This window comes from Promicromonospora sp. NPDC050880 (assembly GCF_044456525.1).
Classification (GTDB): Bacteria; Actinomycetota; Actinomycetes; order Actinomycetales; family Cellulomonadaceae; genus Promicromonospora.
On sequence record NZ_JBITFV010000015.1, the window covers coordinates 36,911 to 52,017 of the forward strand.

Consider the following 15,107-nt stretch of genomic DNA (forward strand, 5'->3'; position numbering starts at 1 on the left):
GGCGACGTCCGCTCAGAGCGGAAACGGGGAGCGCCTTGGCAAGGCTTTCCCGAAAATTGGTATTCTCGTCGTTTCACACGCTGTGTTGACCGGCTGACGCGCGTGCCCGTTCCGCTCCGTCGGCCGGGACCTGCGCGCTGCCGTGAACCGCTCGACCGAGCAACGACGAAAGGAGAGCCCCCGTGGCCGAAGCTTCTGTCACCTGGCTCACCCAGGAGGCGCACGACAAGCTCAAGGCGGAGCTGGAGCATCTCTCCGGTCCCTACCGGGCGGAGATCACCGAGCGCATCGCCGCTGCCCGCGACGAGGGCGACCTCAAGGAGAACGGCGGCTACCACGCTGCGCGCGAGGAGCAGGCCAAGAACGAGGCGCGCATCCTGGAGCTCACCGAGAAGCTCCGGAACGTGCAGGTCGGCACCCCGGCGGACGACGGCAAGGTGGAGCCGGGCATGGTCGTGACGGCGCTGGTCGCCGGCGACGAGATGAACTTCCTCTTCGGCTCGCGCGAGATGGCCGGGTCCACGGACCTCGACGTCTACTCGCCGACGTCGCCGCTGGGCGCCGCGATCGACGGCAAGTCGATCGGTGCGAAGACCAGCTACACGGCACCCAACGGGCGCGACATCCCCGTGGAGATCACGGGCGCGAAGCCCTTCCAGGGCTGACCCTCGCCGAGCCCGACGGACGCCCGACGGACCTGTCAGACGTACGGATCACTGCGGTGACCCGTACGACCGGCAGGTCCGTCGGCGTCTGACAGGTCGGCGAGGCGGGCGCGCAGCAGGCGCCGGTCGCCCTCCCGGTCGACCTGGTCGAGCGCCCGGCGGTACTCCGCGACGGCCTCGTCCGGTCGGCCCGCGCGCCGCAGGAGGTCGGCCCGCACCGCCGGGAAGAGGTGATAGGCAGCGAGCTCGGGCGCGGAGGAGAGCGCGTCCAGCTCGGCAAGTCCGGCCTCGGGTCCGCGCAGCATCCCCACGGCGACCGCGCGGTTGAGCGCCACCACCGGTGACCCGGTCATGCCGAGCAGCACGTCGTAGAGCGCGGCGATCTCGGCCCAGTCCGTCCCGTCGGCCGTCGTCGCCCGTGCGTGCAGGGCGGCGATCGCCGCCTGCACCTGGTACGGCCCCGGGCGCCGGGCCGCGAGCGCGTCGTCGAGCACGGCCAGGCCCTCGGCGATCTCGTCCCGGCGCCACAGCGAGCGGTCCTGCTCGTCGAGCGTGCGCGGCACCGGCCCGGACGCCGCGTCCCGGCCCGGCCCCAGCCGTGCCGCACGCCGCGCGTGCTGGAGCAGCAGGAGCGCGAGCAGGCCGCGCGCCTCCGGCTCGTCGGGCAGCAGCCGGGCGACGAGCCGGGCGACGCGGATCGCGTCGTCGGCCAGGGCCCGGCGGGCTGCGGTCCCCGCGACGGTGGCAGCGGGCTCCGGCGCGACGCCGTCACCAGGATCCACGGCGTCCGGCTCGGCCCAGGCGTCGTACCCCTGCGTGAACAGCACGTACAGCACGGCGAGCACGGCGGAGACGCGTTCGTGCAGCAGCTCGGGCGGCGGTACACGGAACGCGATCCCGGCCGTCCGGATCTTGCGCTTGGCGCGGGTCAGGCGCTGGGCCATCGTCGTCTCCTGCACGAGGAAGGCCCGCGCCACCTGCGCCGTCGTCATGCCGGTCAGGGACCGCAGGGTGAGCGCCACCCGGCCTTCCAGGGGCAGCGCCGGGTGGCAGCACGTGAAGACGAGCCGCAGCAGGTCGCCGTCGGGGTCCTCGGGCGTGCTGCCCGCCCAGCCGTCGCCCGCGTCCGCCGTGTCCGCCGCCTCGGCCACCGGATCGGCGGCCCCTCCGCCGAGCCGCTCGGTCAGGCGCGCGGCCGTCGCCACCTTCTGCGCCTCGACCGCGCGACGCCGCAGGCGGTCGACCGCGCGCCGCCGGGCCGTGGTGGTGAGCCAGGCGCCGGGGCGCGCGGGCACGCCGTCGCGCTGCCAGGTGCGCAGCGCGACGGCGAAGGCCTCCTGGGTACAGTCCTCCGCGAGGTCGAGGTCACCCGTGCTGCGAGCGACGGCCGCCAGCACCCGCCCCCACTCGTCACGGAAGGCCGCGTCGACGGCCCGCCCGACGTCGGTCACGCCCCGGCCGGGCTGCCGTCGGCGTCGCCGTCCAGCCCGAGCGGCCAGAAGGGGCGCAGCTCGATCGCGCCCGTGTACGCCATCGGGTGGGCGGCGGCGATCCGGATCGCCTCGTCGAGGTCGGGAGCGTCGAGCACGTCGAAGCCCGCGATCACTTCCTTGGTCTCGGAGAACGGGCCGTCGGTGACCACCACCTCCCCGGCGCGGACCTGGACGCCCACGGCGTCCGCGGGCGGCCGGAGCCGGTCGCCCAGCACCGCGCGACCGGTGCCGTAGGTGTCCCGGACCCAGTCCTCGATCTCGGGCACGTCGCCCGGCTCCGCCGGGGTGTCCGGGGTGGACAGGACGAGCATGAGGTAACGCATGGCGTGCTCCCTTCCGGGGTGTCCCCCGGTGTCATGGTCGCGCGGCCGGACGACCGCGTCACCCTCACGACGAACGGGAGGGCGCCGGCACGACACCCGGCCTCGTTCAGCGGGCGACCACCTCGTAGCCCTCGGACTCCAGGCGCTCCACGACGGCGGTCCGGTGGTCGGCGCCCTTGGTCTCCAGCTGCAGGTTGACCCACACCTCCGAGACGGAGAGCGCCACGTCGGTGCGCGTGTGGTCGACCGCCACGATGTTCGCGCCCGCGGCCGCGATGGTGTCCACGAGCCCGGCCAGGGCGCCCGGCTTGTCCGCGAGCCGTACCTGCAGCTTGAGGTACCGCCCGGCCGCGACGAGGCCGTGCTGCACCACCCGGAGCAGCACCAGCGGGTCGATGTTGCCGCCCGACAGGACCGCCACGACCGGTCCTTCGAACGCACCCGGCCCCGCGGCCATGATCGCCGCGACGCCCGCCGCACCGGCGGGCTCGACCATCAGCTTGGAGCGCTCCAGCACGGCCAGCAGCGCGCGGGAGAGCTGGTCCTCGGTGACGGTCCGGACGTCGACGCCCTGCTTCTGCACGATCCCGAAGGGCACGTCGCCCGGCAGGCCGACGGCGATGCCGTCGGCCATGGTGGCGCCCAGCGCCCCCGCCAGCGGCTTGCCCGCCTGCAGCGATCCCGGGTACGCCGCGGCCGACGCCGCCTGCACGCCCACCACCTTCACGTGCGGGGCGGCCTCGGCCAGCACGGCCGCGATGCCCGCCACCAGTCCTCCGCCGCCCAACGGCACGACGACGGTGGCGACGTCCGGCACCTGCTCCAGGATCTCCAGGGCGACGGTGCCCTGTCCCGCCACGACGTCCACGTGGTCGAAGGGGTGGATGAGCACGCGGCCGGACCGCGCGGCCTCGACGCGTGCGGCGGCCAGCGCCTCGTCCACGGACGAGCCCACCATGCGTACCTCCGCCCCGTAGCCGCGGGTGGCGGCGACCTTGGGCAGTGCGGCGTCGACCGGCATGTAGACGACGGTGTCGATGCCGAGCATGCCCGCGGCGACCGCCACGCCCTGGGCGTGGTTGCCGGCGGAGGCCGCCACGACGCCGCGTTCCCGCTCGGCGGCCGACAGCCGTGCGAGCCGCACGTAGGCACCCCGCACCTTGAACGAGCCCGCGCGCTGCAGGTTCTCGCACTTGAGCAGCACCTTCGTCCCGGCGATGGCGGACAGCGCGCGGCTCTCGGTGACAGGTGTACGGGTGATGACGCCGTCGAGCATCTCGGCGGCAGCGCGGGCGTCGGCGGCGGTCACCGTGAGGTGGCCGCCGTAGGACTCCAGGTCGAACGGATCCAGTGGCACAGCGGGCATGGTGCCCGACTGCGCCGCCAGATGCACGTTCAGCGGGCCGGATCACCCTTCGTCGGCCCGTGCCCGGTGTCCGTGGCGGCACCCGCGCCGCTCCCGTCCGCACCCGCGAGGTCCGTCACGGCATCGTCCGTGACGACGCCGCCGTTGCCCGCGCCGTCCGCGACGTCAGGCGCGCCGGGCGTCTCCGCCGTCGTCGCGCGGCGCAGGCGGAGCGGGATCGGCGCCGCGTCGGCCGCGCGCCACCGGATCGGCAGGGCGTCCTCGTCCCCCAGCTCGGGGAACTTGTCGTGCCCGTTCAGGTACAGGATCACGGTGTTCAGCACGGCCGCGAGCGGCACGGCGAACAGGGCGCCGACGATGCCGGCCGCGTACGATCCGGCGGCCACCGCGAGGATGACGGCGACCGGGTGGAGGGAGACGGCGTGCCCCATGAGGAACGGCTGGAGGGCGTGCGACTCGATCTGCTGCACGAGCAGCACCACGCCGAGCATGATGAGCGCGGCGACCCAGCCGTTCGAGACCAGCACAACGACCACGGCGATGGCGCCCGTGACGATCGCACCGACCACGGGCACGAACGAGCCGACGAACACGAGGATGCCGATGGGCAGGGCCAGCGACGGGACGAAGAACACGGCGCCGATCCCGATGCCGACGGCATCCACTGCGGCGACGAGGATCTGCGTGCGCGTGTAGGCGGCCAGCGTGACGGCGCCGCGGCGGCCCGCCTGGTTGACCCGCTCGCGGGCGGACTTCGGCAGCAGGCCGACGACCCAGCCCCAGATGCCCCGGGGGTCGTGCAGGAAGAAGAAGGTGCAGAACAGCGCGATGAGCGCGCCCACGAGCACGCTGCCCGCCGTCGCGGCCGCGCCCAGGGCGCCGCTGACGATGGCGCTCTGCTGGGCCTCGAGCTGGTCGAGGATGTCCTGGCTGTAGCTCTCGAGCTCGTTCTCCAGGCCGAAGGTGGCCGAGAGCTGCGACCAGAGCTCGTTGAAGCCGGTGACCGCCTGGGTCCTCAGGTCGGCGAACCCGTTCGCGATGGACTGGCCGGCCAGGGTGATCAGGCCCGCCACCACGACGATGAGGCCGACCAGCGAGATCCCGGCGGACAACCCGCGCGGGACGCGGAGCCGCTCGTTCAGCAGGCGCCGCACGGGGGTCAGCATGATGGTCAGGAGCAGCGCGACGGCGACAGGCACCACGATCGTCTTGAGCAGCGCGAGGAGCCACAGCGCCGCCGCGACGAACGCCCCGATGAGCAGCATGCGCCACGACCAGGCGGCAGCGGCACGGATGGCCGGCGGGACCGGCCCCGTCTCGTCGGTGGTGGGCGCGGTGGTCTGGTCCGACGTCACGCTGGTCTCCTCGCTCTGCGACACGATCAAACCCTAGGGGAGCACATCGGCGGCCCGGCGGCCTGCCCACGCGCCGCACGGAAGGTGCACCGCGCGATCACGATCCCGACAGATCTCTCAGGCCTCCAGCCTGCGCTTCTGCGGGTGCACGGTCTCTCCGCGCTCCAGCATGGCCACGAACTTCGCGATGTTCCGAGCCCGGGTCTCGGGTCTCTTGACCCCCGTGACCCGGAACAGGATGGCGAACCGGTTCTGCGCCGTGAGGATTTCGAACATCTCGGACGCGCGCGGGCTGGCCGCGAGCGCCTCGGCGAGGTCGGGCGGCACCTCGAAGTTCTTGTTCACCTCGTACGCGGACTCCCAGCGGCCGTCGGCCCGGGCCCGGTCGATCTCCTGCTGGCCGCGCGGCCGCATGCGCCCCTCGGCGACGAGGCGTTCCGCGATCCGCACGTTACGCGCCGACCAGCGGCTGCGTGCGCGGCGCGGGCAGTACCGCTGCAGGCTGGTGGCGTCGTCCCGGCCCAGCGCCTGGGCGTCGATCCAGCCGCTGCACAGTGCCTCCTCGAGCGCGGCGTCGCGGGTCAGGCTCGTCGGCGCGTCCTTGCCCTTGCGCGCGAGGACCAGCCAGACGCCGTTCGACGACGCCTCGTGCTCGTCGAGCCAGGCGCGCCACGCCTCGGTGTCGGGGATCAGGAGCTCAGGGTCGGTAGCGGCCATGGGCAGGACGCTACGCCGAGCCACTGACACTGCCGGCGCGCCCTCGCCCGTCGCGGGGCGCGAACGCCCGCAGCGCGTCGGCGTCGCTGTTGACCGAGGTCACGTACTCCCGTGCCCATTCCTCGGCCGCGGGATAGGCGCTGCCGGCGACGACGGCGGCCACCGCGGCCTCGACGTCCACCGGGGTGTGCCGCAGCTCGACCTGGCCGGCGCGCAGGAGCGCCCACGACCCGCCCGCGCGTCCGTACGGCATGCCGACGCTGCCGGGGTTGAGGCAGAGGCGCCGGTCGACGAGCCGGACGAACGGCATGTGGGTGTGCCCCATGACCACGGTGGTCACGGACGGGTCGAGGCCGCCGAGCACCTCGCCCCAGCGGTCCAGGGAGGAGTCCACGAGCACCACCTCGTCGTCGTCGCGCGGGGTGCCGTGGCAGAACACGACGCGACCGAACCCCTCGACCGTCAGCTCGGCGGGGTGCGGCAGCCCGGCGAGCAGGTCGACGTCGGCGGGCCGGAGCCGGGCGGCCGCCCACGGGGTGACGGGGTCCGGGACGGCGGTCGTGCCGCCGCGCGCCAGCGTGACCAGCTCACGGTCGGCGTTCCCGCGCACCAGCAGGGCGCGGTCACCGAGGGAGCGCAGGCGGTCCAGCACCTCGACGGGCTGCGGCCCGGCGGCGTGGTCGCCGGTGACGACGACGCGGTCGGCACCGGCGACGTCGGGCTCCGCGAGGACGGCGTCGAGCACGGGGAGCACGCCGTGGACGTCCGAGAGGACCGCCACGGTCCGGACCGGTTCGCTCATGGTCCGACCATGCCGGGCGCGGCCGCCGGGGGCCAGCGGATCTGCCGACGGCAGACGCGCGGATGCGTCATGCTGACGTCAGGTTCGCCACGGAACACCGGTGCGGCGGGCCGTGTTGTGATGGACAAACGTGCTGCGCACGAATCAGACCCAAAGGATGTGTGTTCGATGACTTTCCTGAACTCCCTCTTCGGCCCCGGCTCCGGTTCGAGCAAGACCACGATGGTGGCCCCCGAGGACGCCCTGCCGGGCCGTTCCGCGCCGGTGCTGCAGGCCCCGCGCCCGCACACCGTGCTCGGTTCGTCGGTCACCGGTCCCTGGGCTCCCGGCACGCGTGTGCTCTACCTCGCGATGGGCTGCTTCTGGGGCGCCGAGGAGATCTACTGGCAGGTTCCCGGCGTGGTGAGCACCGCCGTCGGCTACATGGGCGGGACCACGCCCAACCCGACCTACGAGGAGGTCTGCACGGCACGGACCGGTCACACCGAGACCGCCCTGGTGGCGTACGACCCGACGAAGGTCAGCGAGGCCGAGCTGCTCAAGATCTTCTGGGAGCGGCACGACCCGACGCAGGGCTTCCGCCAGGGCAACGACGTGGGCACGCAGTACCGCTCGGCGATCTACTGGACCACGCCGGAGCAGGCCGAGGCCGCGCAGGAGACGGCGAAGCGCTACGCCGAGGTGCTGAGCGCCCAGGGGTACGACGCCATCACCACGGAGATCGCACCGGCCGCCGAGGCCGGCCCGTTCTACTACGCCGAGGACTACCACCAGCAGTACCTGTCCGACGCGAAGAACCCGAACGGCTACCGCTGCCACGCCACCACGGGTGTCCCGTTCCCGGACGCCGCCTGACCCGTCCGGCCCGCCCGGGGGCGGCACCGTGGCCACGCATCCCGCCCGGGGTGCGTGGCCACGGCCGTGTCGGTGGCACGTCGTAGAGTCGCGGGCATGATGCGGTTGCCGGCCACCGAGATCACGGTCGCCCACGAGGACTGGTACGCCCGGGACCTCTCGGGCGAGGACCACATGGCCACGCTGTTCACGGACGTGGACCTGACGGAGGCCTCGGGCACCGGCGCCACGTTCGACTCCTGCGTGTTCCGCGGGGTGCGGTTCAACAGCGCCCACCTGACGGAGCTCGCGTTCACGTCGTGCGTGTTCGACGGGTGCGTGTTCTTCGACGCGACGCTGGAGCGGTGCAAGCTCGTGGGCTCGCAGTTCGCCCACTGCCGGTTCGACCTGCTCACGGTGGACGGCGGCAACTGGTCGTTCGCCAACCTGCACCGGGCCGCCCTGGCCGGCACCCGGTTCGACGGCGTCCGTCTGCGCGAGGCCGACCTGTCCGAGATCCAGGCGTCAGGTGCCGTCCTGACGGGCTGCGACCTGTCGGGTGCCGACCTGGACCGGGCGGACCTGGCGAACGCCGACCTGCGCGGGAGCGACCTGTCGGCGCTCGACCCGCTGACCGCGACGCTCACCGGCGCGGTGGTGGGCGAGGCCCAGGCGATCCTGCTGGCCGAGGCGCTGGGCGTGGTCGTCCACCGGGACTGAGCCCGCGCGCGGGACCACGCGCCCGGGCCGCCCGAATCGATCCGTGGACCGGTTCGAGCCGGGCTGTGGCGCGGCCCTATGCTCGGTGCGCTCGCACACGGACCAGGCACCTGTTCTAGAGGGACGAGGATCGATGATGATCAGCCGCGAACTGACCGACTGGACCCTGACGGCCACCGACGGCCCCGTCCCCGAGAGCCTCGCGGGGGTCCGGGTACCCGCCCGGGTCCCCGGGACCAACCACACCGCGCTCCTGGACCGCGGCCTGATCCCGGACCCGTACACGGGCACCCACGAGACCGACGTCGCCTGGATGAAGCGCACCGCCTGGCGGTACGCGGCGGTCCTCGACGAGCCCGCCGCCGCGCCCGGCGAGCGCGTCGACCTGCTCTTCGAGGGCATCGACACGGTCGCCTCCGTCACGCTGGACGGCACCCGCCTCGGCCGCACCGCCAACATGCACCGCTCCTACCGGTTCGACGTCCGGTCGCTGGTGGGCGCACCGGCGGAGCTGGTCGTGGACCTCGGCTCCGCGCTCGCCACGGCGGAGGCCGAGGCCGAGCGCCTCGGTACCCGGCCCATGGCGTACGGCCAGCCCTTCAACATGGTCCGCAAGATGGCCTGCTCCTTCGGCTGGGACTGGGGACCGGACCTGCAGACGGCGGGCCTGTGGAAGCCCGTGCGCGTGCAGCGCTGGCGCGTGGCCCGGCTGGCCGGGGTGACACCGCTGGTCACGGTGGTGCCGGGCCACGTCGACCTGGCCGACGACGATCCGGTCACCCCCGGCACGGAGGTCGCCGACGCGCAGGGCCGCCGCACCGGCGTCGTGGACGTGCGCGTGGAGGTCGAGCGGTCCGGCCTGTCCGACGCCGGGCCGCTGGTCCTGGACGTGTCCGTCGGCGACCGGGGTGTCACCACCCGCGTCCCGGCCGGCTGGCCCGGGGGCGTGCTCGACGTGCGCGTGCAGGTGCCCGACGTGGACCTGTGGTGGCCGGCCGGGTACGGCGAGCAGCCCCTGTACCCGGTCGAGGTGACGCTCCACGAGGGCGACGGCCAGGACCGGTCCGACCCGCTGGACGCCTGGTCGGGCCGGGTGGGCTTCCGCAACGTCGTCGTGGACCGCACGCCCGACGAGCACGGCACCGGCTTCACCTTCGTGGTCAACGGCCGGCCCGTCTTCGCCCGCGGCGCCAACTGGATCCCGGACGACCACCTGCTGACCCGCATCACCCGCGAGCGCCTGGAGCAGCGCGTCGACCAGGCGCTCGGGGCGCACGTCAACCTGCTGCGGGTGTGGGGTGGTGGCATCTACGAGTCCGACGACTTCTACGACGTCTGCGACGAGAAGGGCGTCCTGGTGTGGCAGGACATCCTGCTGGCCTGCGCCGCCTATCCCGAGGAGGAGCCGCACCGCTCCGAGCTCGAGGCCGAGCTGCGTGAGAACGCCGCCCGGCTGGCACCGCATCCCTCGCTCGTGCTGTGGAACGGGGGCAACGAGAACATCTGGGGTCACGAGGACTGGGGCTGGAAGGAGCGGCTGGGCGACCTGACCTGGGGTGCCGGCTACTACTACGACGTGTTCCCGCGGGTGCTGGCGGAGGTCGACCCGACCCGCCCCTACGCGGACGGCTCGCCCTACTCCCCCGGCGCCGGACCCGACCGGGTGCACCCGAACGACCCGGATCACGGCACGCACCACCAGTGGGACGTCTGGAACCGGATCGACTACACGCACTACCGCGACGACGTGCCGCGGTTCTGCTCGGAGTTCGGCTTCCAGGGCCCGGCCACGTGGGCGACCCTGCGCCGGGCCGTCCTTCCTGACAGCGCTGACGTGCCCGAGGGGTTCAAGGAGTCCGAGGTCTTCGGTCTGCACCAGAAGGCGATCGACGGCAACGGCAAGCTCGACCGCGGCCTCGTGCGGCACCTGCGCGTACCGGACGACTTCACGGACTGGCACTGGGCCACCCAGCTCAACCAGGCCCGCGCGGTCCGGTACGCCGTGGAGCACTACCGGTCGTGGTGGCCGCGCACAGCCGGCGCGATCGTCTGGCAGCTCAACGACTGCTGGCCGGTGACGTCCTGGGCCGCCGTCGACGGCGACGGCCGGCGCAAGCCGCTCTGGTACGCCATGCGGCACGCGTTCGCCGACCGGCTCGTCACCGTCCAGCCGCGTGGCGCCGAGCTGGTCGCGGCGCTCGTCAACGACACGGACGAGCCGTGGACCGGGCGGGCCGACGCCGTCCGGACCGATCTCGGCGGCACCGTGCTGGCGTCGTCGGGCAGCACGGTCACCGTGGCACCGCGCTCGGTGACCCTGGTGCCGCTGTCCGGTGAGGTGACCGCTGTCGGCGACCCCTCGAGCGAGGTGCTGGTGGTGACGTTCGACGGCGCACGCGGGCTGCACCGCTGGGCCGAGAGCCGGGACCTCGCGCTCGACCCGGACCCGCTGCGGACCGCCGTGACCGCCCAGGACGACGGCTACCGGGTCGAGGTGACGGCGACGTCGCTCGCACTGGGCGTGACGCTGCTGGTGGACCGGCTCGACCCGGACGCGCAGGTCGACGCCCAGGTGGTCGACCTCCCGGCGGGCGCGACAGCGGTGTTCCACGTGACCGGCGCCGGCCTCGACCCGGAGGCGCTGGTCGCCCGGCCGGTGCTGCGCACGGAGAACGACCTGGTCCGCGCGGCGGACCAGTGACCGACCGGACCGATGTCAGAGGCCACGCGTACGGTGTGGTCAAGGGGGCGAGAGGACGACACATGAACAGCCATACCGAGGGCTCCAGCTGGTCCGTGCTGCGACGCGACGGTGTCGCCGTCGTGCTGGCACATCCGGACGAGGGTCTGCCGCTGGTGCTCCACTGGGGTGCCGACCTGGGCGACCTGTCACCCGCCGACCTGCTGGCGCTCGACGCCGCGACCAGCCGCCAGACCGCGCCCGGCACGCTCGACGCCGCCTGGCGGCCCTCCCTGCTTCCCCAGGAGGCCGACGGCTGGGCGGGCCGCCCGGGCCTGCTCGCCGTGTCCGACGGCGTGCCGCTCTTTCCTCGCTGGACGGTCTCGGAGGCGGAGCGGGACACGGCGCGGCTGTCCGTCACCGCCCGCGACACGACTCTCGGGCTCACGCTGCGGTCGGTCCTGGAGATCGGCACGGGCGGCCTCGTGCTGCTGCACCACGAGCTCACCAACGACGGCTCGGCACCGGTGGACGTGCACTGGCTCGAGGCCACCCTGCCCGTGCCCCGGAGCGCGAACCACCTCACGCAGTTCAGCGGCCGGTGGTCCCGCGAGAAGGTGCCGGTCACCACGGCGATGCCCGGCGGCAGCACCGCGCGCCAGACCCGGCGCGGCCGGTCGGGCCACGACGCGCCCTGGGTGACCGTCGCCTCGGCGGGCGCTCCCCGCAACAGGACGGGCGAGTCCTGGGCCACCCACCTGGGCTGGAGCGCCGACGTGACCCACCGCGTCGACCACCTCACCGAGCACACCACCCTCCTGGGCGCGGGCGAGCTGGTGCGGCCGGGCGAGATCCGGCTCGCGCCCGGCGAGGTCTACCGCGCGCCCGTGGCGTACTTCGCGTGGTCGCCGGCCGGCCTGGACGGGGTCTCCGACCGCTTCCACACCTGGCTGCGAGCCCGCCCGCAGCACGTGACCAGCCCACGCCCGCTCGTGCTGAACACCTGGGAGGCGGTCTACTTCGACCACTCGCCGAGCAAGCTCGAGCGCCTCGCGCGACGCGCCGCAGCGGTCGGGGTGGAACGCTTCGTGCTCGACGACGGCTGGTTCCACTCCCGGCGGGACGACACGGCAGGGCTGGGCGACTGGGTGGTGGACCACGACGTGTGGCCCGACGGCCTGGACCCCCTCGCCGACCTGGTGCACGAGCTCGGCATGCAGTTCGGGCTCTGGTTCGAGCCCGAGATGGTCAACCTCGACTCCGACCTGGCCCGCGCGCACCCGGACTGGATCCTGTCCAACCCGGCCGCGGTGCCCTCGCCGGACGGCCTCTCGTTCCGTACGCAGTACGTGCTCGACCTGGCGAACCCCGACGCCTGGGAGCACCTGCGCTCGCAGATCTCGGCGCTCGTGACGCAGCTCGGCATCGACTTCATCAAGTGGGACCACAACCGTGACCTCACGGAGCCGGTGCACCGCGGTCCCGACGGCACACCGCGCCCCGGCACCCACGTGCAGACCCGGGCCGCGTACGCCCTCATCGCGCGGCTCAAGGCGGACCACCCCGGCCTGGAGATCGAGTCGTGCTCGTCGGGCGGCGCCCGGACCGACCTCGGGATCCTGGAGTTCACCGACCGCGTGTGGGCTTCGGACTCCAACGATCCCCTGGAGCGGCAGGACATCCAGCGATGGACGTCGCTCGTGCTGCCGCCCGAGCTGATCGGGGCGCACGTGGGGCCGTCGCCGACCCACTCGTCGGGGCGCACCACCGACCTCTCGTACCGGGTGGCCACCGCGCTGCAGGGGCACGCCGGCTTCGAGTGGGACCTGCTGACCTGCACCGACGACGAGCTGGTCGCCGTGGCGGCCTACGCGGGGCTCTACAAGGAGCTGCGCTCGCTCGTGCACACGGGAACCGTCGTGCACGCCGACACGGTGGACCCGGCGCTGCGCGTCACGGGCTTCGTGGCGCCGGACCGGACGGCCGGCGTCTGGACGGTCGCGACCGTCGCGTCACCCCAGGACGCGCTCACCGAACGCCTGCGCCTGGACGGGCTCGACCCCGCCCGGCGCTACAGCGTGCGGGTCCGTGACGAGGTGGGCCCCGCGAGGTGGCTGGGCGGGATCACCCCGGGCTGGCTCGGCAAGGAGGCCGTGGACGTGCCCGGTTCGGTGCTCACCGGCGTCGGGCTGCAGCTCCCGACGCTCTGGCCGATGCAGGCGCTGGTCATCCAGGCGACGGCCCTGCTGTAGCAGCGCGCCCGGGCGGCCGGCGGCCCCCGGGGACGGGATCCCCGGAACGCGAGAGCGGGCGCCCGGGCCGGCACCACCCCGTGCGAGGTGGTCCGTCCCGGGCGCCCGCTCGTCACGTGCGGTCGCGCGGCTGGGGTCAGCTCCCGAGCACGCCCTTGCGGCGCAGCACGATGAGCGTCACACCGCCGCCCACGAGGGCGAGCGCGATCAGGGTGACACCGATGGCGGTGCTGGCACCCGTGGCCGCGAGCTCCTCCGGCGCGTCACCGGCGGGAGCGGTCGAGGCGTCGTCCGAGGCGTCGCCGCCCGGCAGGACGGTGGCGTCGGTGGGCTCGTCGCCGGGCACGGTGGGCTGGTCCGTCGGCACGGTCGGCTCCGGCGAGGGCTCCTCGCCCGGCGTGCTGGGCGTCGGCGTCGGCTCCGCCTTGACCGTCACCAGCGTGTAGTGGCTGATCGCCTTGCCGGAGGAGTGCGTGATGGTCACCTCGGAGGCGGGCGGGTCCACCTCGATGTACTCCGGACCCAGACCCTGCTTGGCCGAACCGGCCTTCACGCAGTAGCCGCTGATGAGGTAGCCCTCGGGAGCCGAGACGGTGATCGAGGTCGGCTCACCCTCGGTGATGTCGACCTTGCCCTCCTTCGGGCAGGTCTGCTCGCCACCGGTGATCGCGACGGGAGCACCCGCGATCGGCGCGGCGAACGCGGCAGCCGGGGCGCCGACGAGGCCGGCGACGAGGAGTGCGGACGCTCCCAAGACGGTGATCTTGCGCACTGGGCGCTCCTTACGAAACGGGGGTTCGGGCGCGCACCCGACGTCGGGTGCGACCCCCGGATCGTAGCGACAATGGCGCAGATCGCCAATATCCACTTATCTCCGCAAAATGCCTTACAACGCCTTTCCTCGGACCTTACCGCCCTTTGCCCTTTTTCTTTCCCTTCGGCGTCGAGCGCACGCCCTTGCCCCGTTGCGCACCGCCGCGTCCCCCGGCGCCGGCCCCGCCTCGGCCTGGAACAGACCGACCCTGACGCCCGGAGGCGGCTCCCTTCGCGGGTTTCTTCACCCCGGACCGCGCATTCTTCGCCGTGGTCCCACCCGCCTCGGCATCCTGCGCCGCCCGCGACGCCGGGCCGCCGCGCCCACGGGAGCTGTTCACCGTGCGTCCCCGGACGATGCCGATGAGCTCCTCCACCAGGTCGGTGGTCCGCTCAGCGGGCCAGACCAGCCCGACAGGTGCGGCAGGGCCGTCGGACAGCACGCGATAGGTCACGTCCTTGCGGCGGTGCAGCCGCGCGAGCGACATGGGCAGCACCGCGACGCCGACGTTCGCCGCCACGGTGGCCACGACGTCGGCGGTGGTCGCCACCCGGTCCAGCGGGTTGCCGTCCGGGTCCACGGGGACGACCCCGGGCACCGGGTGCGAGGCGAACAGGACGTCGTCGCCGGGCACCCAGACCGGGTCCTCGGCGATGTCGGCGCTGGAGACCACCTCGTCGTCGGCGAGCGCCGCGAGAAGGTGATCGCGCGAGAAGCACACCACCGGCGTCTCCTCGTAGAGCGGGATCGCCGAGAACACCTCCTTGTCCACGGGCAGCCGACCGAGGGCGGCGTCGGCCTCCCCGGACTCCAGTGCGGCGGGGATCGCGGCGGCCTCGACCTGCACGAGCTCCAGCTCGACGTCGGGCAGGCGCTCGCGCCACACGCTCGCCCACTTCCCGGGCGTCGCGCCCGGCACGTAGGCGAGCCGGAAGTACGGCTCGGGCGACTCGCCGGCGTCCGCCCCTGCCACGTCCGGGCCGACGGCGGGGGCGGGCGGTTCGGCGTCGTGCTGGGGCTCGTTCACGGACCCAGGCTACGGGCCCGGCGATCTTCCCGGTGGCCCGGCGAGCCCCGGCAGCTCGC

At 73.7% G+C, this 15,107-nt stretch carries 13 protein-coding genes; 5 read left to right on the forward strand and 8 right to left on the reverse strand.

The features are described 5' to 3' along the window. The first annotated feature begins 182 nt into the window (after positions 1-182). Positions 183-665 (forward strand): transcription elongation factor GreA, encoded by a 483-nt coding sequence (gene greA, locus ACIBBF_RS20460; protein WP_119142392.1) that lies wholly within the window; start codon positions 183-185, stop codon positions 663-665. 35 nt (positions 666-700) lie between these two features. Here the strand turns inward: greA and ACIBBF_RS20465 are convergent, their stop codons facing one another. The 6 genes from ACIBBF_RS20465 to ACIBBF_RS20490 all read right to left on the reverse strand — a co-directional run bounded on the left by ACIBBF_RS20465 (position 701) and on the right by ACIBBF_RS20490 (position 6,721). Beyond that, complete coding sequence (locus ACIBBF_RS20465; protein ID WP_397416974.1) at positions 701-2,116, reverse strand: RNA polymerase sigma factor; 1,416 nt, start codon at positions 2,114-2,116, stop codon at positions 701-703. After that, positions 2,113-2,481, reverse strand: a complete 369-nt coding sequence (locus ACIBBF_RS20470) for a YciI family protein (protein ID WP_397416976.1) — start codon at positions 2,479-2,481, stop codon at positions 2,113-2,115. The genes ACIBBF_RS20465 and ACIBBF_RS20470 overlap by 4 nt, the downstream gene beginning before the upstream one ends. Positions 2,482-2,587: 106 nt before the next feature. Next, complete coding sequence (gene ilvA / locus ACIBBF_RS20475) at positions 2,588-3,838, reverse strand: threonine ammonia-lyase (protein ID WP_397416978.1); 1,251 nt, start codon at positions 3,836-3,838, stop codon at positions 2,588-2,590. A 38-nt stretch (positions 3,839-3,876) separates the two neighbouring features. Next, positions 3,877-5,226 (reverse strand): AI-2E family transporter, encoded by a 1,350-nt coding sequence (locus ACIBBF_RS20480; RefSeq protein ID WP_397416980.1) that lies wholly within the window; start codon positions 5,224-5,226, stop codon positions 3,877-3,879. A 93-nt stretch (positions 5,227-5,319) separates the two neighbouring features. Continuing rightward, on the reverse strand, positions 5,320-5,919 hold the full coding sequence (locus ACIBBF_RS20485; RefSeq protein ID WP_397416983.1) for a YdeI family protein: 600 nt from the start codon (positions 5,917-5,919) through the stop codon (positions 5,320-5,322). A 10-nt stretch (positions 5,920-5,929) separates the two neighbouring features. Then, entirely contained in the window at positions 5,930-6,721 is a 792-nt protein-coding gene (locus tag ACIBBF_RS20490; protein ID WP_397416985.1) for a metallophosphoesterase family protein, read from the reverse strand. Between the two features lie 168 nt (positions 6,722-6,889). On the opposite strand from ACIBBF_RS20490, the gene msrA reads away from it, so the two are divergent. The 4 genes from msrA to ACIBBF_RS20510 all read left to right on the forward strand — a co-directional run bounded on the left by msrA (position 6,890) and on the right by ACIBBF_RS20510 (position 13,207). After that, entirely contained in the window at positions 6,890-7,576 is a 687-nt protein-coding gene (msrA, locus tag ACIBBF_RS20495; RefSeq protein ID WP_397416987.1) for a peptide-methionine (S)-S-oxide reductase MsrA, read from the forward strand. Between the two features lie 96 nt (positions 7,577-7,672). Beyond that, positions 7,673-8,275: a pentapeptide repeat-containing protein gene (locus tag ACIBBF_RS20500; RefSeq protein WP_397416990.1), complete on the forward strand. Its 603-nt coding sequence runs from the start codon at positions 7,673-7,675 to the stop codon at positions 8,273-8,275. A gap of 136 nt (positions 8,276-8,411) precedes the next feature. After that, complete coding sequence (locus tag ACIBBF_RS20505; protein WP_397416993.1) at positions 8,412-10,976, forward strand: glycoside hydrolase family 2 protein; 2,565 nt, start codon at positions 8,412-8,414, stop codon at positions 10,974-10,976. Between the two features lie 62 nt (positions 10,977-11,038). After that, positions 11,039-13,207 carry an alpha-galactosidase gene (locus ACIBBF_RS20510; RefSeq protein WP_397416995.1) on the forward strand — a complete coding sequence of 723 codons (2,169 nt, stop codon included), beginning with the start codon at positions 11,039-11,041 and terminating at the stop codon, positions 13,205-13,207. Between the two features lie 136 nt (positions 13,208-13,343). Here ACIBBF_RS20510 and ACIBBF_RS20515 read toward each other — a convergent pair whose 3' ends face one another. Both ACIBBF_RS20515 and ACIBBF_RS20520 read right to left on the reverse strand, forming a co-directional pair. Then, positions 13,344-13,979: a hypothetical protein gene (locus ACIBBF_RS20515; RefSeq protein ID WP_397416997.1), complete on the reverse strand. Its 636-nt coding sequence runs from the start codon at positions 13,977-13,979 to the stop codon at positions 13,344-13,346. Positions 13,980-14,115: 136 nt separating this feature from the next. Beyond that, positions 14,116-15,048, reverse strand: coding sequence for a LysR family substrate-binding domain-containing protein (locus tag ACIBBF_RS20520; RefSeq protein WP_397416999.1), 933 nt, complete (start codon positions 15,046-15,048; stop codon positions 14,116-14,118). Positions 15,049-15,107 lie beyond the last annotated feature (59 nt).

Bases quoted from the DNA above. Each gene is read 5' to 3' on its own strand.
- ACIBBF_RS20500 (WP_397416990.1), top strand. From the start codon at position 7,673: ATGATGCGGTTGCCGGCCACCGAGATCACGGTCGCCCACGAGGACTGG.
- ACIBBF_RS20485 (WP_397416983.1), bottom strand. From the start codon at position 5,919: ATGGCCGCTACCGACCCTGAGCTCCTGATCCCCGACACCGAGGCGTGG.
- ACIBBF_RS20490 (WP_397416985.1), bottom strand. From the start codon at position 6,721: ATGAGCGAACCGGTCCGGACCGTGGCGGTCCTCTCGGACGTCCACGGC.
- ACIBBF_RS20510 (WP_397416995.1), top strand. From the start codon at position 11,039: ATGAACAGCCATACCGAGGGCTCCAGCTGGTCCGTGCTGCGACGCGAC.
- msrA (WP_397416987.1), top strand. From the start codon at position 6,890: ATGACTTTCCTGAACTCCCTCTTCGGCCCCGGCTCCGGTTCGAGCAAG.
- ACIBBF_RS20470 (WP_397416976.1), bottom strand. From the start codon at position 2,481: ATGCGTTACCTCATGCTCGTCCTGTCCACCCCGGACACCCCGGCGGAG.
- ACIBBF_RS20505 (WP_397416993.1), top strand. From the start codon at position 8,412: ATGATCAGCCGCGAACTGACCGACTGGACCCTGACGGCCACCGACGGC.